The sequence below is a fragment of the Streptomyces sp. NPDC034099 genome, from assembly GCF_055575415.1.
The window spans coordinates 688,444-708,269 of record NZ_JBVISR010000004.1 but is presented as its reverse complement, the minus strand read 5'-3'; the positions used below and the strand labels follow the sequence as shown (position 1 = coordinate 708,269).

The window sequence follows — 19,826 nt, the reverse complement described above, 5'->3', positions numbered from 1 at the left end:
GGCCCCTCCACGACCGACCGCCACAGCTCCAGCTCGGCGACCCGCTCCGGCGACGACGCCTCCTCCACCAGAGCATGCGCCCAACGGCGTACGGAGGTGCCGACCGCGGGCAGCTCCGGTGTGCGGCCGTCGCGGACCTGCTTCCAGGCCTCGGCGAGGTCGGGCAGGAGGACGCGCCAGGACACACCGTCCACGACCAGGTGATGCAGAACGATCACCAACCGCCCGCCCGACGGCGCGTCGAACCACACGAACCGCGCCATCACCCCAGCCGCCGGATCCAACAGACCCGTGGCGGCATCGAGTTCGCGCTCGGCCCGCTCGTACCAGGCCCCGTCCCAGGACCCGTCCACCTCCACCCGCTCGATCAACGGAGCCACATCCACGCAGCCGGGAGCACCGACCTCCAGACCGCCCTCCACCAACCGCGAACGCAGCAGGTCATGCCGGTCCCACACCGCCGACAACGTGGCCACCAACCCGGCCCGGTCGATCCCACCCGGCAGATCCACCACCGTCGACATCGTGAACCGGCCGAACCCACCCCCCAGCTCCAGCAGATACCGCGCCACCGGCAGCAACGGCACGAACCCGGCCCCACCGCCCGGCAGTTCCTCCAGCGTTTCGGCGGCCCCGCCGCGGCCGGCCGCCACCTGGGCGAGTTCGGCGACGGTCCGGTTCTGGAACACCTCGCGCGGTGTCACCTCCACCCCCCGGGCACGCGCGCGGGAGACGACCTGGATGGAGCGGATGCTGTCACCGCCGACGACGAAGAAGTCGTCGTCCACACCGACCCGGTCCACGCCCAGCACCTCGGCGAACACGGCGGCCAGCGCCTGCTCGGTCTCCGTCGACGGGGCGCGGTAGGTCTCATTCTTGAACACCGGGGCGGGCAGCGCCCGGCGGTCGAGCTTGCCGTTGGGGGCCAGGGGCAGCCGGTCCAGGACCACGAACGCGGACGGCACCATGTACTCCGGCAACCGGGCCGCGACGAACCGGCGCAGCTCCGGCACCGACACCCCGGCCGTCAGGTCGACGTGCAGGTCGCCGATGCTCTCGGCGGCGCCGGGGTCGTTGCCGATGACGCCCACGGGGACGACGTACCCGACGAGTTGCCGGGTCCCGGCGTGCTCGTGCACGGAGACCACCGCCTGGGCGACGCCGGGGTGGGCGGCGAGGGCCGCCTCCACCTCGCCCGGCTCGATGCGCAGCCCGCGGATCTTCACTTGTCCGTCGCCGCGGCCGACGTACTCCAGGCGGCCGTCACGGTTCCAGCGGGCCAGGTCGCCGGTGCGGTACATCCGCGCGCCCGCCGGACCGAACGGGTCCGGAAGGAAGCGTTCCGCCGTCAGTCCGGGGCGTCCCTGGTAGCCGCGGGCCACCGCACCGGCGACGTACAGCTCGCCGACCACGCCCGGCGGTACGGGTGTCAGCCCCGGGCCCAGCACATAGGCGCGCATGTTGCCCAGGGGTTCGCCGATCGGCACACCGCGCGAGGCGTCCCAGTCCTCGGCCGCGTCCACCGTGAAGGTACCGGCGTAGAAGCTCTCGGTCTGGCCGTAGCTGTTGACGACCCGTACGCCCGGGAACGCCTCGCGGGCCCGCTCCACCAGCGTCGCGGGCAGGGCCTCGCCCGCGAACACGAGGGTCTGCACGCTGGTGGTGCCCGCGATCCGGTCGAGGACCTCGGAGAACACCGACGGGACGGAGCTGATCACGCTGCCGTGCCAGTGGTCGCGTTCGCCCAGCTCCAGGACGTCGCGGACCACCTCGACGACGCCGCCCGTGGTGAGCGCCGTCATGATCTCGAACACCGACACGTCGAAGTTGACCGACGTGCCGGCCAGCATCTTGCGGCCCGGACCCATGCCGACGACCGCCGCCAGGCGCAGCACGCCGTTGACCACGCCGTGGTGGGTGATGGCCACGCCCTTGGGGACACCGGTCGAGCCCGAGGTGTACATCACGTACGCGAGGTTGTCGGGGCGCAGGTCGGCGTCGACGGGGCCCTCGTCCGCGCGGTCCAGGTCCAGCTCGTCCAGCAGCAGCACCGGCACGTCGTGCGCCGGCAGCTCGCCGCCGGTCCCGGCGTCGGTGAGCAGCAGGGCGGGGGCGGCCTGACCCAGGACCAGGCCGAGGCGTGCGCTGGGGAAGCGCGGGTCGATGGGCAGGTAGGCGGCGCCCGACTTGAGGATGCCGAGCATCGCCACGACCAGGTCGGCGGAGCGGGGCAGGGCCAGACCCACCAGGGACTCGGCACCCACTCCGCGCCCGCGCAGGGCGTGGGCCAGCCGGTTGGCGCGCTCGTCCAGTTCCCGGTAGGTCAGGCGCGTCCCGCCGCACAGGACGGCCGGGGCGTCCGGGTCCACCGCGAGCTGCTGCTCGAACAGTTCCGGTACGGACAGCTCGGGGGTCGGCGCGGCCTGCCCGGCGAACCGGGCGAGCTGCTCGCGCTCACCGTCGAGCAGTACGTCGGCGGTGCCGACCGGCCGGGACGGGTCGGTCACGAAGTCCCGCAGCACCCGCAGGAAGCGGGGCCCGAACCGCTCCACCGTCTCCCGGTCGAACAGGTCGGTGGCGTACTCCAGGACGCAGCGCATGCCGCCGTCGGCGGGGTCGACGGCGAAGTTGAACTCCAGGTCGAACTTGGCGGTCCGGGTGGGCACCGCCTCCAGCCGCCCCCGGACGCCCGGCAGGTCCAGCTCGATGACGTCGTTGCTCTGCCAGGTGAACATCACCTGGAACAGCGGGTGGTACGCAGTGGACCGCTCCGGGTTGAGCACCTCGACGAGCCGCTCGAACGGCACGTCCTGGTTGTCGTAGGCGGCCAGGGCCCGGTCCGCGACGCGGGTGAGCGCCTCGGCGAAGGACGGGTTGCCGGACAGGTCGGCGCGCAGCACCCAGGTGTTGACGAAGAAGCCGACGAGGTCGAGCAGCGCCTCGTCGGTGCGGCCGGCGATGGTGGCGCCGAGGGGGACGTCGTCCCCGGCACCCAGCCGGTGCAGCAGCACCGCGAGCGCGGTCTGCATGACCATGGGGGTGGTGGCCCCGTGCTCGGCGGCCAGGTGTTCGGCCGCCTCGACCAGCTCCGGGTCGACGGCGAAGTCCACCATGTCGCCGCGGTGGCTGATCACCGCGGGACGGGGCCGGTCGGTGGGCAGCTGGAGCTGCTCCGGGAGCCCGGCCAGTGCCTCGCGCCAGTGGTCGAGCTGCCGGGAGAGCACGCTCTCCGGGTCGTCCTCGTCGCCGAGCAGTTCGCGCTGCCACAGCGTGTAGTCCCGGTACTGGACGGGGAGTTCCTCCCAGTCCGGGACGTCGGAGGCGGCGCGTGCGGTGTAGGCGGTGGTCAGGTCCCGGGTGAGGGGCTCCATCGACTCGCCGTCGGCCGCGATGTGGTGGATGTTCAGCACCAGCAGGTGGTGCTCGGGGCCGGTGCGGACCAGCACGGCCCGCACCGGGACCTCGGCCGCGAGATCGAAGTGGTGACCGCCGGTCTCGGCGACCACGGCGTCCACCCCGTCGGGGGTGGTCTCGACGAGGGGGAGGTCCAGGCGCAGGTCGTCCGCCGGGACGACGTGCTGACCGGGCACCCCGTGCTCGTCGACGACGAACACGGTGCGCAGGCTCTCGTGGCGGACCACCACGTCGCGCAGTGCCGCCGAGAGCGCCGCCACGTCGAGCCGTCCCCGCAGATGCAGCAGGAACGGGATGTTGTACGTGGCCGAGGGTCCCTCGAAGCGGTCGATGAACCAGAGGCGCCGCTGGGCGAAGGACAAGGGGATCATGTGGCGTCTACTCCTCGATCAGTCGTCCTGCGCCTGTGGTTGCGGCCGGCAGGAAACCTCCGGTGACGGACTGCCGGACTGCCGGACTGCCGGTCAGCCGGCCGCGTGCTGTGCGACGACCGTGGCCATGCCCGCCACGGTCGGGTTCTCGTAGAGCTCCTGCGTGGTGACCCGGACGCCGAGCTCCTGCTCGGTCAGGGCCAGCAGCCGGGTGGCGCGCAGCGAGTTGCCGCCGAGTTCGAAGAACGACTCGTCCCGGCCGACGTCGGCCCGGACCAGCGCGTCCGACCAAAGGCGGGCCAGTTCGCTCTCCAGTCCCTCCCGCGGGGGTGTCGCCCTGCGCCGGGCCCGCTCGGGCGCCGTGTCGGCCAGCAGCCGGGCGGCGTCCACCTCCCCGTAGGCGTCGCGGGGGATGCGGGGCACCGGGGCCAGGCGCACCGGCACGGGGCTCGCGGGGCCGGTGGCGAGCGCGTCGCGCAGGGCGCCGGGGTCGGCGCCGTCGGCGACGTAGGCCAGGACGATCTCGCCGACCCGCAGCCGCTGCGGTACGAGTTCCGCGACCACGGCGGGGTTGCGCGGGTCGAGGCCGACGATCGTGTACGGGCCGGGCAGGGCCGTGCTCTCCAGGAAGAGCCGCAGCCCGGTGTCCGGGTCGATGCTGCGGAAGCCGCGGTGCTCGGCGGCGGCCTGCGAGCGGTCCCGGTTCATGCCGACCCCGGTCCACTGGCTCCAGGCCAGGCAGTGCACCCGGCGTCCGCGGTCGTGGTGCCAGTGCTCGGCGAACCCGGCCAGGAAGCTGCTGGCCGTGGCGTAGGCACCGAAGGAGTGGCCGCCGAACTCGCCGTTGACGGAGCCGAACAGCACCAGCGAGGCGTCCGGCCGGTCCTCCAGGGCACGGGCGAGGGCCAGGGTGCCCTCGACCTTGGCCCGGTACTGCTCGGCGTACACCTCGGGGCTCTCGTTCACGATGAGGTGCCGGTCGAGGTCCGCCCACTGCCCGGTCGGGTCGGCGGCCGCCAGGTGCAGTACGCCGTCCAGGGTGCGTCCCCAGCGCTGCTCGGCGGCGGCGATCGCGGCACCGACCGCGTCGGCGTCGGCGACGTCCAGCCGCTCGTACGCCACCTCGCCGAGCCGGGCGAGGGCGGCGAGGCGCTCGCCCCGGTCGCCCTCGGCGGGCGAGCGGCCCACCAGTAGCAGCCGCACTCCGTAGGAGGCCAGCAGGTAGCCGGCGATGTCGTGGGCGATGCCGCCGAGCCCGCCGGTGACCAGGTAGAGGCCGCCCGGGGTGACGGGGTCGCCGGGGGCCGCTCCGTCGGGTCCGTCGGTGTCGAGGGGCGCGAGCCGGGGCTGGAGGCGCACGCCCTCGCGGACGGCGACGAGTCCGGTGCGCTGCGGCGCGCGGAGTTCGGCGCGCAGCGCGGCGGCCCAGCCCCCCGGGTCCGCGGCGGGCAGGTCGAGCTGCTTCACCGGCAGGGGAGCGGCCTCCCCGATCGCGGTGCGCACGAAGCCGGGCAGCGCGCAGGTGCCGAGGTCGACGCGGTCGCCGCCCCGGACGTGGAAGGCGCCGGAGGTGAGCACCAGCAGCCGGGGCCGGCCCGAGCCACCGTCGGCGAGGGCGGCGAGCAGCGCGGTGAGTTCGGCGGTGGCTGTCGCCAGCCGCTCGGCGGGCTCCCCCGACCGGGCCAGCGACAGCGCGTGCACGACGGTGCCGATCGCGCCGTAGCGCTCGGTGACCGAGGTCAGCAGCCGCTTCAGCTCCGTCCGGTCGGCGGCCGGGACGCGGTAGCGGTACGGCAGTTCCTGGGCGAAGGCCGCGCCCCGGCGGACGGCGACGAACGGGCCGTCCAGGTCGAGCCGTTCGAGGTCGGCGTCCTCGCCGAGGACCACGGTCACGCCCTGCCCGGCGCCGTCGGCCGGGGGTGCGGTGTCGTCGAGCGGCACCCACTGCCGGGTGGTGAACCAGGTGTCCGGCGCCGGGTCCTCCTCCTCGGCGGCGGCCGGGTCGTCCACCCGGTCGGCGAACCGTCCGGAGCGGAGGTCGGCGACCAGCGCGGCACGCTGGATCTTGCCGCTCGCGGTCTTGTGGAACTCGCCCTCGGTGACCGGCACCAGCAGGTCGGGAGCGATCCCGGACTCGCGCACGAGGATCGCCCGCGCCTGTTCCTTCGTGGCGGCCAGCGCGTCGGCGTCCCAGCTCACCGGCACGAAGAAGACCACGAGCTGGTCGGTGGCGGCGCCGGGTTCGCGCACGCCCGCGGCGGCGGAGAAGGTGACGCGCACCCCGTCCACCCGCTCGACCACGCTCTCCAGCTCGTGCGCCATGTAGTTGATGCCGCGCACGATGATCTGGTCCTTGCGGCGCCCCGCGATGACCACCTCGCCGTCGGCGACGAAGGCCAGGTCGCCGGTGCGGAACCAGCCCTGGTCGTCGAAGGCCTCCCGGTCGGCCTCCTCGTTGCCGAAGTAGCGGGCCATGATCGTGGCCCCGGTGACCCGCAGCTCGCCCATCCGGCCCTCGGGCAGCACCGTGCCGTCCTCGTCCACGATGCGCAGCCGCACCCCGGGGATGGGCCGCCCGACGCGGGAGAGGACCACGGCGTCGGGGTGGTCCGGCGGGAGGTGGCGCACGCTCTCCCCGAAGGAGGCCGGGTCGACGGCGACGGTGCCCGCGGCCGGGTCGTCCAGGCTCTGGCGGGTGTAGGTGATGCCCGAGCAGGTCTCCGACATGCCCCACGCCGGCACCATGGCGTCGGCGGGCAGCCCGTGCGGGGCGAGGAGCGCGAGGAACCGCTGGCTCGTGGCGGCGATCACCGGCTCGCCGCCGTTGGTGATCTCCCGCAGGCAGGACAGGTCCCAGGAGCGTCCGGCGATGTCCGCGGCCCGCTCGTTGACCATCGCCATGGCGAAGTTGGGGGCCCAGGTGTTGGTGGCGCGGTAGCGGTCGGCCCAGTCGAACCACAGCAGCGGGTCGGCGAGGAAGTGCTCGATCTTGGCGTTGACGTGCAGACAGCGCAGGAAGACGTCACGGATGTTGTAGAAGGCCACCGTGACGTGGTCGAACGGCATCCAGATCAGGCTGATGTCGTCCTCGGTCAGCCCGCAGTGCCGGGCGACGGCGAAGGACCGGGAGACCACGGAGGAGTTGGTGTGCTGCACGCACTTGGGCACACCGGTGCTTCCGGAGGTGAGCAGGTTGAGCACCGGGGAGTCCCAGTCGGCCGGGAACCAGTCCTTGTCGGCCGGGTGCGCGGCGAGTTCCTCGACGGTCAGCACCCGCACGTCCGGCTCGTCCCACAGCCGGCGCACCCCGGCCAGGGCCTCGGCGGTGCCGACGTCGGTGACCAGGACCGGCCGGTCCAGCAGCCGCCAGGCGCCCAGCAGTTTGCGGTTGGTCTCGTTCTCGGTGGCGTACGTGGTGGCCACGGCGACCGGCGTCGGCACGAAACCGCCGAGGACGCACGCCCAGAACGCGGTGAGATAACCGCGGTTGTCGTCGAACACGAACAGCGCGGCGTCCCCCGGCCGCAGGCCCGCGGCACGCAGGCCGCCGAGCACGTGCTGGGCCTCCTCCAGCAGCTCGCGGTAGGTCTGCAGCACGTCCTCGCGGCCGGTCCTGATGTACACCGTGCCCTTGTCCGGGGCGAGTTCCGCCGCTTGGCGCAGCCCTTCCTGCAGGGTCCGGGGACCGTCGTCGGGCAGGCGCACGTCACCGCCGTACAGCTCGACGGGCGGCAGGTCCGGGTCCGTGTCCCGGGCCGCGGGTGCGGGCTCCGCGGCGGGCGGGGCGTTCCGGTCGGGCCGGGGCGGCTCGGCGGCGCGCAGGCCCCTGCGGGCGACGGCGGCCGCGTCGAGGACGCCGGGCAGACCCCGGACCGTGTCGGCGAGACCCGCCAGCAGGCCGGGTCCGGTGGGGTCGACAGAGGTCATGCGCTCCTCCGGTTCGTCACGGGGGCCAGCGGCGTACGGCCGATCAGGTCGACGACGTCGGCGGGAGAGTCCAGGAAGTAGAAATGGCCGCCGGGGTAGAACTCGGCGCGGAACTCGCCGGTGGTGTGCTCCTCCCACCGCTTCACCTCGTCCAGCGGCGCCCGCGGGTCCGACTCGCCGCACAGCACGGTGACGGGGACGTCCAGCGGGTCGCCGGGCTCGACGCGGTGCCGCTCCCAGAGCGTGAAGTCCGCCCGGAGCGTGTAGAGCATCGCCTCCAGCACGTCCTCGTCGTCGGCGACCTCGGGGTCGACGCCGCCCAGCAAGAGGATCTCGGCGGCGAACTCCTCGTCGGGCAGCGTGTGCAGCCGGCGGACCGTGGAGTGGCCCGGGGCGGGCTGCGCGGACAGGAACAGGTGCCCGGGCATCCGCCCGCCGCGCGCCGCCAGCGCGCGGGTCAGCTCGTAGGCGAGGGTCGCGCCGGCGGAATGCCCGAAGAAGGCGTACGGCAGGTCGAGCACCGGCCGCAGCGCGTGGGTCAGCGTCTCGACGAGCGGGGCCGCCTCGGTGAACGGCTCCTCGGCGATACGGTTCTGCCGCCCGGGCAGCTGGACGGCGACCAGCTCGATCTCCGGAGGCAGCAGTCCGGCCCAGTCCGCGTAGGCGGAAGCCCCGGCTCCGGCGTGCGGGAAACAGATCAGCCGCCGGGTGGCCCGGGGCCGCGCGGCCCGCCAGACGTACGGGGTCCGGGGGGCGAGTTCCTGGTTCTCGGGCAGGGTCATCTGCGGCTGCTCCTCGCTCGTTTTCGCGCAGCCCGGCGCCAGGAGAACATGACGGCGGTCCACTGTGGGAAAAGGCCCCGGAAAAACGACCGGAGAATGATCGTCAATTACCGCGGGGGGTCGAGAACTCGATATCGGGAGTTACCGGGCGAGGACGCTGTCCACGCCGTCGTTCCGGGACGGAAAAAGACTTGGCAACCATGCCGGTGCCCGCACACCCATTGAACTCCCCCGTCGTGGAATTGACCGGCCCCCGGCCGGAATCCAGCCCCCATGCCGTGCTTACCTTCATCCCTGTGCGCGGCCGCAGTCAAGCATTCCTCCACCCGTCGGGACCCTGGTGCGGGAATACCTGTTCCCCCACCTGCGGCGGCCGCGTGCGCTGTCCTGTCGACAGGACGGAACGCCGGTCGGCGGGCGGGCTCGTCGCGCCCAGTTGGGCCAGGTACTCGTACCCGGTGGGCGAGGTGCCGGTGAGGGCGGCGGCCTCGTGCCGCACCGCCGCGAACTCCCGCAGCGCCACCGCGTCGCCGACCAGGAGCAGGGCGGCCGGAGCCCGCGGCGGGGCGCCGCCGGTGCCGATGAGGACAGAGGTGTACGCGTGCCCCGGCCTGCCCCGGTGCCCGTCTCCGGGGTGCTCCGGGCCCGGCGGCAGCACCCGCCAGCCGGCCAGCCGCTCGGCGAGGCCGCCCGGCAGCACGAGGGTCTTGGCGTCCCGCCAGTACTGGGTGTCGTCCCGCGCCGCCCCCTGGTAGTGCAGGGTGGCGAACTCCCGCTCGCCGTCCAGCGCCGCGGCCGTCGCGGCGTTGAACCCGGCCCGCAACCGCGGGTGCCAGTCGGCGCCGGGGAAGTGCCGGACCAGCCGCTCCAGGGCGTGGTGGGCCGCCGAGGCGTCCCCGACCGTGCCGAGCGGCTCGGCCCGCCCTGCCGACGCCCCGACGGCGACGCAGTTGTGCTTCCACGCCTGTGCGCCGCGGCCCGGCAGCAGCGGGGTGTGCACGGCCGCCGCCCCGGCCGCCTCCGGCCCCACGTGCTCACGCAGCGCCCGCTCGGCCTCCTCGGGCGTGCAGTACTCGGTGGCGTAGGCGTGTCCCGCGCCGATCCGGTCGAACAGCGGCACCGTCCACATCCACCCCGCGCCGCGCGCCGTCACCGTGGTGTACGGCGGGATGCCGCGGGTCCGCATGTCCGCGGGCGCCTCCAGCGTCACCAGGGAGTCGTTGGGCAGCGTGTCCCGGTAGGACACGCGGGGCACCTTCAGCGCCCGGTGCAGCAGCAGCCCGCGTTCGCCGGTGCAGTCGACGAACAGGTCGCCGTGGACCTCCCCGTGCTCCTCGGTGACCAGGCACTCGATCCAGCCGCGCGCGTCCAGCCGTACGTCGGTGGGGTCACCGGTCAGCGACACCGCCCCCCGCTCCGCCGCGTACCGGGTCAGCAGCCGGGTGAGCGCCGCGGAGTCCAGGTGGTAGCCGTACGGGACGGCGGCGTCCGCGCCGGGACCGGCGTCGGCCGCGGGGCGCGGTACGCGGCCCGCGTCGCACAGCCACGCGGAGACGAAGCAGTCCCGGTCGAACCGCCCGCTGGGCCGCTGCCTCAGCCACCACTCGGTGAGCGGGAAGCCCCCGGCCCGGCGGGCCGGCTCGAACGGCAGGTAGAAGTACTGCCCCGGGCCTCTCCAGTCCTGCACCCGGACCGCCAGCTTGCAGGTGGCGTCGCAGGCCGGCATCCAGTCCTCCTCGGCCAGGCCGAGGAAGTCGAAGAAGTCCCGGATGTCGCCCAGGGTCGACTCGTGCCCGGCGGGTTCACCGGCCGGTGGAAAGCCGACCAGTACCACCTCGGTCCGGTCACCGAAAGCCGCTTTCAGATATGCGGCGGTCATCGCCCCCGCGACACCCGCTCCGACGATCACGACCTTTCCCGGACTGTGCGTGCTCACACCGGGTCCCCCAGTTCTTGTGTTCACTTGTCTTCACATCGTCTTCTGCCGCCCTGTCCTGTCGACAGGACAGGACAAGAACGCCTCCCGCGCCGAAGGCTGGCCAATGCCCGGGTGCGGTGGCGATGATGACGGCCCCGAATCCGGTACCGCTCACGCCGCGCACTCCCGGAAAAGCCCGGGGGAATACACCGTTTCACCCGGCGGCATCCGAAAACCACATCCAGGAAAGGGCATCGACGATGCAACGGAAACGACTCGATGTGCGGGCCTACCGGACGGCGGAACGGCTGTTGCGGCACCACCGCGGGGAGTTGCTCCCGGGCGGCCGCCTCACCCCGCGCTGGCTCGAGGACGGCACGCGGTTCTGGTACACCGTGGCCACCGTGGAGGGTAAGCAGTACGTGCTCGTCGACCCGGTGGCGGGCACCCGCCGCCTCGCCTTCGACCACGAACGGCTGGCGTCGGCCCTCGCGGCCGCGACCGGGCAGCCCGTCGACGCGGCCGCCCTCCCCCTCCCGGCCATCGGGCCGGCCGACGGGACGGTGGAGTTCGACGCCTTCGGCGAGCACTGGCTGCTGCGGCTCGACGACCACACCCTGCGCAGGACGGCGGGCGAGCCTCCCGTCGGCCCGCTGGAGGTGGCCGCACCCGACCGGAAGCACGCCGTCCACCGCGCCGGCCACGACCTGCGCGCCCGCACGCTGGACGGGGACCGTGACTGGGCGCTGACGTCCGACGGCACCGAGGACCGGGACTACGGCGCCAACCCCGACTACCTCATGTACTCCACGCTGCTGACCAAGCTGGGCCTGCCCCATCTGCCGCCCGCCGTGGTCTGGTCGCCGGACTCCTCCCGGGTGCTGACCCACCGCACCGTCCAGGACGGCGTCCGCCGCACCCACCTGCTGCGCGCCGCCCCCGCCGGCGGTGGCGAGCCCGCGCTGCTGTCGCCCCGCTACGCGGTCGCCGGGGACGAGCGCATACCGCTCGCCGAGTTCGTCGTCCTGGACGTCACCACCGGCGCCGTCACCGAGGCGCGCGGCGAGCCGGTGGCTATGTCGATGATGTCGCCGCTGTTCCAGCGGTGGGCCTGGTGGGAGCCGGACGGCTCGGCGGTCCACTACCTGTCCCGCAGCCGGGACGCCCGCACCCTCGGCCTGTACCGCCTCGACCCGGACACCGGCGAGGTGCGCACCGTCCTGACCGAGCGGGGCCGGACCAGGGTGGACCCCGCGCCGCGCCAGCTCCAGCCGCCGCTGGTGCGCGTCCTGGCCGGCGGCGACGAGGTGCTGTGGTACTCGGAACGGGACGGCCGGGGCCACCTCTACCTGCACGCCGCGCACTCCGGTGCGCTGGTCAACGCGGTGACCTCGGGCGCCTTCGCGGTCCAGGAACTGCTGCACGTCGACGAGGCGGAGCGGACGGTGTACTTCACCGCCGCGGGGCTGGTCGAGGAGGACCCGTACCGCCGCACGGTGTGCCGCGTGGGCCTCGACGGCTCGGGCTTCGAGCGGATCACCGACGACGACCTCGACCACGCGGTCACCGTCGCCCCGGGCGGCACCTGTTTCGTCGACTCCGCCTCCACCACCGCCCTCGCCCCCGTGATCACCGTGCGGGACTGGTCCGGGCGGGTGCTGGTGGAGCTGGAACGCGCCGACGACACCCGTCTCAGGGAGACCGGCCGGCGCGCGCCGATACGTTTCCGCACCACCTCGGCCGACGGCACCTGCGACGTGCACGGCCTGCTGTACCTGCCGCACGGCTTCGACCCGTCCCGGCGCTACCCGGTGATCGACACCCCCTACGGCCTGCCCACCGACAACCGGGTGAGCCCCTCCTTCGACCCCGGCCACTACGGCTACGAGGCGGAGGCGCTGGCCGCGCTCGGCTTCGTGGTCGTCGCGGTCGACGGCAAGGGCTCCCCCGGCCGCTCCAAGGAGTTCCTGGACGCCTCCTACGGCAACCTGGGTGACGCCTGCGGACTGGACGACCACGTCGCCGCGCTGCGCCAACTGGCCGCCGAACGGCCCTGGATGGACCTGGACCGGGTGGGGGTCACCGGCATGTCCTCCGGTGGCTACGCCGCCGTACGGGCGCTGCTGCGCCATCCCGACGTCTTCCGGGTGGGCGTCGCGGAGTCCGGCATGCACGACTTCCGCCTGCTGGAGCCGGGTCTGGGCGAGGCCTATCACGGCCCCTTCGACGAGGAGGAGTACGCCGCCCTCGCCAACGAGTCCCTCGCCGACCGCCTCGAAGGCAAGCTGCTGCTCGTCCACGGCGGCCTGGACGACCGGGTGCCGCCGCAGTCCACGCTGCGGCTCGCCGAGCGGCTGATCGCCCACGGCAAGGACTTCGACCTGCTCGTGGTGCCCGACGCCGACCACATCTACTTCGGTTACGAGCACTACGTGAACCAGCGCAAGTGGGACTTCCTGGTCCGGCACCTGCTGGACGCGGAGCCGCCCGCGGACTACCGGCTGCCGCCGGTGCCGATCGACATGGAGGCCCTGGGCGAGTTGTTCGGCTGAGGCCCTCTCCCCGGCCACCGCCCCGCACGAAAGGTGCCCGTGCCCCGGGATTTCTCCGGGGCACGGGCACCTTTCCCATGCCGGGGGCCGCGGGCCGGTCAGCCCACCAGCGCCGCCAGGGCCTCCTCCGCCCGCCGCTGCCACGCCAGCGCGCCGATGTCCCGGAACACCTCCTGTGCGGTGCGCAGATGGTCGCGGGCCTCCTCGGTGCGGCCCAGGCTCCGGCTCAGCTCGGCGAGGACCAGCCTGACCCGGCCGGCCGCCATCGGACTCCCGCACTCCTCCGCGGTCTCCAGCGCGTCCGCCAGGGTGGTCCCGGCCTGCTGCGTGTCCCCCTTGCGGAACCGGGTCTCGCCGAGGCCGAGCAGCGTGTAGGCGAGGCCCACCGTGTCGGACTTCTCCTTGACGATCCGCACCGCGCGCAGGAACGCCTGCTCGGCCTCGCCGAGGCCGCCCAGGGCGAGGTGGGCCTGCCCGAGCCGGTGCAGCGCCTGGGCCAGGTTCCGGGTGTCCGACCCCAGGCTCTCCCCCAGGCGCACCGCGTCGAGGGCGTAGGTCATCGCCGACTCGGGCCGCTCGGCGACGAGTTCGGTCTCCGCCATGTTGTGCAGGGTGTGGATCTCGCTGTACGCGTCGCCGGTGTCCCGGAAGATCGCCAGCGCCTCCGCGAAGATCCCCATGGCCTGCTCCGTCTCGCCCCGGGCCCGCGCGGTCTGCCCGAGCAGCCGCAGCGCCACCGCCCGCCCCCGGCTCTCCCCCGCCTCCTCGTACAGCCGTACCGACTGCTCCAGATAGCCGGAGCTGCGCTCCATCTCGCTGTGGACCAGCTCGATGGACCCGAGCCCGAACAGCATCGCCGCCTGGCCGCGCAGGTCGCCGTGGGTGTGGGCGGCCTCCAGAGCCTCCTCGCAGCACCGGCGGTAGTCGTCGGTGTAGCTGCGGGTGCCGAAGAAGACGGCGGCCGATCCGGTCAGGTCCCAGGCCAGCTCGGACAGTCCCGCCCGCGCCGCCTGCCGCACCGACGCGACCAGCGCCAGCCGCTCCGCCTCGAACCACTCGAGGGGCGCCGTCAGCAGCTCGTCCAGCAACTCGGAGTCGATCCGGCGGCGCCGAACGTCACTGTGCACACCGGTGCCGTGGCCGGCGTTCTCCCGCCGGTCGGCCTCCTCGGCGATGGTGAGGAAGGTCCGCAGCACCCGGGTGAGGGCGGCCGTACGGTCCGGCTCCGACTCCTCCTTCATCGCGCACTCCCGCGCGTACAGCCGCACCAGGCTGTGCAGGCGGTACCGCAGCTGACCGGTCGCGTCGATGCTCACGACCTCCAGGAACTGGGCGTCGACCAGGTCCTCGATCAGCCGCTCCGCGTCGATCACCTCGCGGTTGAGCAGCGCGGCGCCCACCCACGCGGTGAAGTCGGGCGCGTCGAGCAGGCCCAGGCGCCTCAGCAGCCGGGCGGCGTCCTCGGACAGGTACTTGTAGCTGAGCGCGAGGCTGGCCCGGATCTGCGACTCGCCCTGGCTCAGCTCGTCCAGCCGCCGCCGCTCGTCGGTGAGCCGGTTCACCAGGTAGCGCACGGTCCAGTGCGGCTTGGAGGCGAGCCGGGCCGCGGCGATCCGCAGCGCCAGCGGCAGCCGGTCGCACAGCTCGGCCAGCTGCGCGGCGTCCTCGCGGGCGGTGGCGATCCTGCGCTCCCCCACGATGGCCGTGATCAGCTCGACGGCCTCCGGCTCGGACAGCAGGCCCAGGTGCACCCGGGCCTGCGCCGGCCAGGTCACCAGCTCCTCCATCTGATCCCGGCTGGTGACCAGCACACAGCACCGGCCGCCCCCGGGCAGCAGCGGCCGCACCTGCGCGTAGGCACGGGCGTTGTCCAGCACGATCAGCACCCGACGGTCCGCGAGCACGCTCCGGTACAGCGACACCCGCTCCTCCAGGTCGCCGGGGATCTGCTCGCCCGGCACTCCCAGGGACCGCAGGAAGCGGCTCAGCACGTCGTGCGCGGAGACCGGTTCGTGGTTCTCGTCGTACCCGCGCAGGTCCGCGAAGAGCTGGCCGTCGGGGAAGTGCTCGGCGGAGCGGAACGCCCAGCGCATCGCGAGGCCGCTCTTGCCTATACCCGCGGCGCCGGTGATCAGGCCGGTGGTGGGGGCGCGTTCCTCCCCGGCGCCGGCCAGGAGGCCGTGCAGCGCGGTCAGTTCCTCCGCCCGTCCGGTGAAGGCCGGGATGTCCGGCGGCAGTTCGGCGGGCACGGCCGCCGGAGGAGCCGCGGGCACGGCGGGCGCCGGCGCGGCCGCCGCGGAACCGGCCGCGGGGCCCGGGGCGTCCGGCCGGTCCACGACCGCCGGCACGGGGGCCAGCGAGGGGTCGTCGCGCAGGATGGCGTCGTGCAGTTCCTTCAGGTCCGGGCCCGGCTCGATGCCCAGTTCCTCGATGAACTGGCTGTGCGCGTCCCGGTAGGTCTCCATCGCGTCCGCCCGGCGGCCCGAACGGTACTGGGCCAGCATCAGGTGGTGCCGGGTGCGTTCCCGCAGCGGATACTCGCGCACCATCGCGGCAAGCCCCGGGATGAGTTCCTGGTGCTGACCGAGTTCCAGGTGGGCGAGGATGGAGTCGTCGTAGGCGTTGAGGCGGTGCTCCTCCAGCCGCTCCGCCTCGTCCTCGACCGCCGGCCCGCTCACCCCGGCGAAGGCGGGGCCACGCCAGAGGCCGAGCGCCTGGGCGTAGGCCTGGGCCGCCTCGGCGAGCAGCCCGCTCCGGGCGTACTGCTCGGCGCCGCGCACGAGTTCGGCGAACCGCAGCGAGTCGACGTCGTGGCCGGCGGTGTCGAGCCGGTAGCCGGGATGCGCGGTGACGATGACGTCCCCGCCGACGCCCGCGCTCTTGAAGATCTTCCGCAGTGCCGCCACACAGATGGCCACCTGGGTACGGGCGGTGGGCGGCGGATTCCTGTTCCAGACGGTGTCCACCATGGTGTCCACCGGGACGACCCGGCCGGGCATGACCAGCAGCAGGGCGAGGATGGTCCGTTGGCGTGCGCCGCCGAGCGGGACGCCCGCCTCGCCCACGGTCACCGTGAGCGGACCCAAGACGTTGAACCTGAGCTGTTCGCCCACTCCGCCCCCCTATTCGAACTGCCCGTCGGACGAGAACCAATGTAGGTCACCGCCGGGGGTGATTCAGCGGGAAGAGAGGGGTCCGGCACCGAAAGGGGACGAGTTCCCGGACGACCGGTGACGGGGCGAACGAAGTGCGGACCGTAATACGGGCCCTTTATGAACAATGATTGAAGCTTGATTCAGTGGACGCCGATCGAATCGGCGCCGATTCGGCCGGCGGTGGTCCGGCCGGCGCCGATTCAGCCGGCCGGGGTGGCGGTCGGGGTGGGCGCGGGGGCGGTCGTCCCGGGCACCACGACACTCCAGTTGATGGGGTCGGCCACCGTCGAAGTGGAATGCGACGCGTCACCGGCGCCCAGCGTCTGCACGGCCGCGCCTCCGACGGTCCAGAGCGCGGTTCCGGCGACCACGGCGACGACGGCGGACTTGGCGGCGACGATCCAGGAGCGGTTCATTTCGGTGGCCCTCTCGGTCGGCCCCCGGGGTAATCCGGGAGGCGCTGACTTCCTTGTGACCACGAAGTTAGGAAGGCGCCCTTTCGGGCTGTTATCACGTCGTTTTCGCCTGCCGGGGCGGCATTTAACGCGGTGCCCGTCAGCGATAACGGCCGCCTGGGGGGAGGGTTTTCCACCCCCGGAACGCGGAGGATTTCCTGCTATCCGGGCGCCCCGTCCCGCCGGAAACTCGGTAGTACGGCGGACCGACTGCCGCCGTACGGAGGTGAAATCGTCATGACGCCCGTCCAGGCACCCGGCGCCGACGCACAGCAGTCCGCCGCCGAGTGCCACATCTGGTCGCTGCCCCCGGTGCCCCGGCCCGCCTCCTGGTTCGGCCTCCTGGACACCACGGAACTCACCCGCTGCTCGTCCTTCGCCCACGAACTGGACCTGGCCCGCTTCGTCACGGGCCGACTGCTCGCCAAGACCGCCCTCGCCTCACTGGTGGGCACCGGCCCGGAGGCCATCGGCTTCCGCACGCGCTGCCCCGACTGCGGCGGTCCGCACGGCAAACCGCACGTGGTGGGGGACGGCGCGGGCTGGGAACTGTCGATCTCGCACTCCGGCGACCTGGTGGCGGTGGCGGTGGCGCTGGGCAGCCCGCTCGGCCTGGACGTGGAACGGGTCGAGCCCTGGACCGGCCCGGCCCTGCCACCGGAGTACGAGCTGGTCCTGACTCCGGCCGAGCGCGCCGCGGTCGAGGCGCTGCCCGTTGAGCGGCGGGCCCGCGGCTGCCTGACGTACTGGACCCGCAAGGAGGCGGTGCTGAAGGCCACCGGCGAGGGCCTCAACACCCCCATGACCGACTTCACGCTCTCCGGCCCCGACGACCCGCCCGCCCTGCTCGGCTGGCACCCGGCCCGGCCGGCCCGCCCGGTCCCCGCCCTCGCCGACGTACGGCTCGACGACGACTACCACGGCGCGGTGGCCGTCCTCGGCGTCTCCGACGTGCACCCCACCGTGCACCGCGGCACGGAACTGTTCCCCCGGCACCACCTGATACGGCGCCACCCGGCCACCCGGGCCGCCCCGGCCCGTGCCCCCGCACACCTGGCCCCTACGACTTCCCGACTTGTGAACTCCCGTTCCTCGTACGGGAGTTGACGCACCGACCGACGCCACTCACGTCCCGCAGGAGCCTGTCATGCCCAAGATCACGTACATCGCCGTCGACGCCACCGAGACGGTTCTCGGCCTCCCCGTGGGCACCAGCCTCATGCGCGGCGCCCTCACCAACGACGTGGACGGCATCGTCGGGCAGTGCGGCGGCTTCGCCCAGTGCGCGACCTGCCACGTCTACGTCGACCCCGAGGACCTCGGCCGACTGGAGCCCATGGAGGAGGAAGAGGACGGCATGCTCGACTTCACCGTCTGCGCCCGCGCCGACAACAGCCGGCTGGGCTGCCAGGTCAAGGTCACCGACGCCCTGGACGGCCTGGTCGTCCGGCTCCCCGAGAGCCAGGCCTGATGAACGCCCCCGAACCGGTCGGCCACGTCCTCGTCGTCGGAGCCGGGCAGGCCGGGCACCAGACCGCCGCCGCCCTGCGCGAACGAGGCCACCGGGGCCCGGTCACCCTGGTCGGCGACGAGGGGGTCCCGCCCTACGAACGGCCGGCCCTGTCCAAGGCCTACCTCAAGCGGGAGACGGACACCGACCAGCTGTGGCTGCGCCCGCCCACCTTCTACGAGCGGCACGGGATCACCCGGGTCCAGGGCGCCGCCGTCGCCCTGGACCGGCCGGCCCGCACCGTCCGCCTGGCCGACGGGAGCGTCCTCGGCTACGACCACCTCGTCCTGGCCACCGGCGCCCGCGCCCGGACCCTGCCCGTCCCGGGCGGTGACCTGGCCGGCGTGCACACCCTGCGCACCCTGCGTGACGCCGACCGGATCAGGGAGCACCTGGCCCGGGCCCGGCAGGTGGTCGTCGTCGGAGCCGGGTTCATCGGCCTGGAGTTCGCCGCCGCCGCCCGCGACCTGGGACACAGGGTGACCGTCGTCGAGGCGCTCCCGCGGCCGCTGGCCCGGATCACCTCGGCACCGACGGCCGGGCACCTCACCCGGCTGCACGAGGAGCGCGGGAACCGGATGCTGTTCGGCCAGGGCATCGCCGCCCTGACCGGCGACGCCGCCGGGCACGTCACCGGGGTGGAACTCGCCGACGGCCGCCTGCTGCCCGCGGACCTCGTCCTGGCCGGCGTCGGGGTCGCCCCCCGCACGGAACTGGCCGAGGCCGCGGGACTGACCGTCGACGGCGGGATCGTCACCGACGCCCGGCTGCTGACCGCGGACCCGCGCGTCTCGGCGGTGGGCGACTGCGCCCTCTTCCCCCACCCCGGGTCGGAGACGCCCCTGCGCATCGAGTCGGTGCAGAACGCCGTCGACCACGCCGGGCTGGTCGCCGACCGCCTCACCGGCGCCGCACGCGTCTACGACGAGCTGCCCCGGTTCTGGAGCAACCAGTTCTCCGCCACCCTGCAGATCGCCGGCCTGAGCCGCGGCCACGACAGGGAACTCGTGCTGCGCACGTCCCCGGACGCCTTCTCCGTGCTGCTCTTCCGCGGCACCGCCCTGGTCGCCGTGGAGTCCGTCAACCGTCCCGCCGACCACATGGCGGCCCGCCGCCTCCTCACGGCCGGCGTCCCCCTCACCCCCGAGGAGGCCGCGGCCGAGGGTTTCACCCTCCGGAACCATCTCAGGGCCCAGGCACCCACCCCCGTGCCGGCTCCATGAGAAAGGGGCGTCACATGCCCCGCACCCCACGGCGTCCGCGGCCCCACCCCGCCCCGGACCACCCGTATACCGCGGACGCGGAAGGCGCCCGATCGGCGCCCACTCGTCCGCGCACAGCCCACCTGCGCGTTTCCAGGGCAGCACGCATCCTCTGATACTCTGCTTCAGCGACGTCACCCCAGCTGACGAGGGCCCCGGCCACCGGGAAGTATCGTGTTGGGGGCAAAAGCAAGCGTGTGCGACACTGTCACACACAGCGCCTGGTCCTGTGGAGCAGTTTGGAGTGCTCGCCACCCTGTCAAGGTGGAGGCCGCGGGTTCAAATCCCGTCAGGACCGCTGAGGTTTCACGTGAAACCTCGCGGCTGGGTAGCTCAGTTGGTACGAGCGATCGCCTGAAAAGCGATAGGTCGCCGGTTCGACCCCGGCCCCAGCCACAGCAAAGACCCCGATCTTCGGATCGGGGTCTTGTTGTATCCGGCCGCGGCAAAAGCGTTCGCCAGGATTTTCCCCGGGATGAG

The 19,826-nt window shown here is 73.4% G+C and carries 10 protein-coding genes and 2 tRNA genes; 6 read left to right on the top strand and 6 right to left on the bottom strand.

Annotation, left to right across the window (positions count from 1 at the left end; translation table 11 throughout):
• The 4 genes from ACZ56V_RS15725 to ACZ56V_RS15710 all read right to left on the bottom strand — a co-directional run.
• The coding region (locus tag ACZ56V_RS15725; protein ID WP_468942640.1) for an amino acid adenylation domain-containing protein at positions 1–3,785 on the bottom strand (3,785 nt) is incomplete at its 3' end.
• Positions 3,786–3,878: 93 nt separating this feature from the next.
• The gene (locus tag ACZ56V_RS15720) at positions 3,879–7,712 is read right to left on the bottom strand and encodes an SDR family NAD(P)-dependent oxidoreductase (RefSeq protein ID WP_468942637.1); all 3,834 of its coding nucleotides are present in this window, start codon (positions 7,710–7,712) and stop codon (positions 3,879–3,881) included.
• Positions 7,709–8,494 (bottom strand): thioesterase II family protein, encoded by a 786-nt coding sequence (locus ACZ56V_RS15715; protein ID WP_468942634.1) that lies wholly within the window; start codon positions 8,492–8,494, stop codon positions 7,709–7,711. Before ACZ56V_RS15715 ends, ACZ56V_RS15720 begins: the two co-directional genes overlap by 4 nt.
• Positions 8,495–8,804: 310 nt before the next feature.
• Positions 8,805–10,430 (bottom strand): tryptophan halogenase family protein, encoded by a 1,626-nt coding sequence (locus ACZ56V_RS15710; RefSeq protein ID WP_468942632.1) that lies wholly within the window; start codon positions 10,428–10,430, stop codon positions 8,805–8,807.
• Between the two features lie 242 nt (positions 10,431–10,672).
• On the opposite strand from ACZ56V_RS15710, the gene ACZ56V_RS15705 reads away from it, so the two are divergent.
• Positions 10,673–12,964 carry a S9 family peptidase gene (locus tag ACZ56V_RS15705; protein ID WP_468942629.1) on the top strand — a complete coding sequence of 764 codons (2,292 nt, stop codon included), beginning with the start codon at positions 10,673–10,675 and terminating at the stop codon, positions 12,962–12,964.
• A 98-nt stretch (positions 12,965–13,062) separates the two neighbouring features.
• Here the strand turns inward: ACZ56V_RS15705 and ACZ56V_RS15700 are convergent, their stop codons facing one another.
• Both ACZ56V_RS15700 and ACZ56V_RS15695 read right to left on the bottom strand, forming a co-directional pair.
• Positions 13,063–16,077 carry an AfsR/SARP family transcriptional regulator gene (locus ACZ56V_RS15700; RefSeq protein WP_468942627.1) on the bottom strand — a complete coding sequence of 1,005 codons (3,015 nt, stop codon included), beginning with the start codon at positions 16,075–16,077 and terminating at the stop codon, positions 13,063–13,065.
• A gap of 242 nt (positions 16,078–16,319) precedes the next feature.
• Positions 16,320–16,535, bottom strand: a complete 216-nt coding sequence (locus ACZ56V_RS15695) for a hypothetical protein (protein WP_104635052.1) — start codon at positions 16,533–16,535, stop codon at positions 16,320–16,322.
• Between the two features lie 276 nt (positions 16,536–16,811).
• Between ACZ56V_RS15695 and ACZ56V_RS15690 the strand changes: the two genes are divergently transcribed.
• From ACZ56V_RS15690 to ACZ56V_RS15670, 5 genes are all read left to right on the top strand, one after another.
• Positions 16,812–17,681 carry a 4'-phosphopantetheinyl transferase family protein gene (locus ACZ56V_RS15690; protein ID WP_468942625.1) on the top strand — a complete coding sequence of 290 codons (870 nt, stop codon included), beginning with the start codon at positions 16,812–16,814 and terminating at the stop codon, positions 17,679–17,681.
• 40 nt (positions 17,682–17,721) lie between these two features.
• Complete coding sequence (locus tag ACZ56V_RS15685) at positions 17,722–18,045, top strand: 2Fe-2S iron-sulfur cluster-binding protein (protein ID WP_468942622.1); 324 nt, start codon at positions 17,722–17,724, stop codon at positions 18,043–18,045.
• A complete protein-coding gene (locus ACZ56V_RS15680) occupies positions 18,045–19,307 on the top strand; it encodes an NAD(P)/FAD-dependent oxidoreductase (RefSeq protein WP_468942619.1) in 1,263 nt (420 codons plus the stop codon). The genes ACZ56V_RS15685 and ACZ56V_RS15680 overlap by 1 nt, the downstream gene beginning before the upstream one ends.
• 262 nt (positions 19,308–19,569) lie before the next feature.
• Positions 19,570–19,644: transfer RNA gene (locus ACZ56V_RS15675), tRNA-Asp, on the top strand.
• Positions 19,645–19,668: 24 nt separating this feature from the next.
• Positions 19,669–19,742: transfer RNA gene (locus ACZ56V_RS15670), tRNA-Phe, on the top strand.
• Positions 19,743–19,826: the final 84 nt, after the last annotated feature.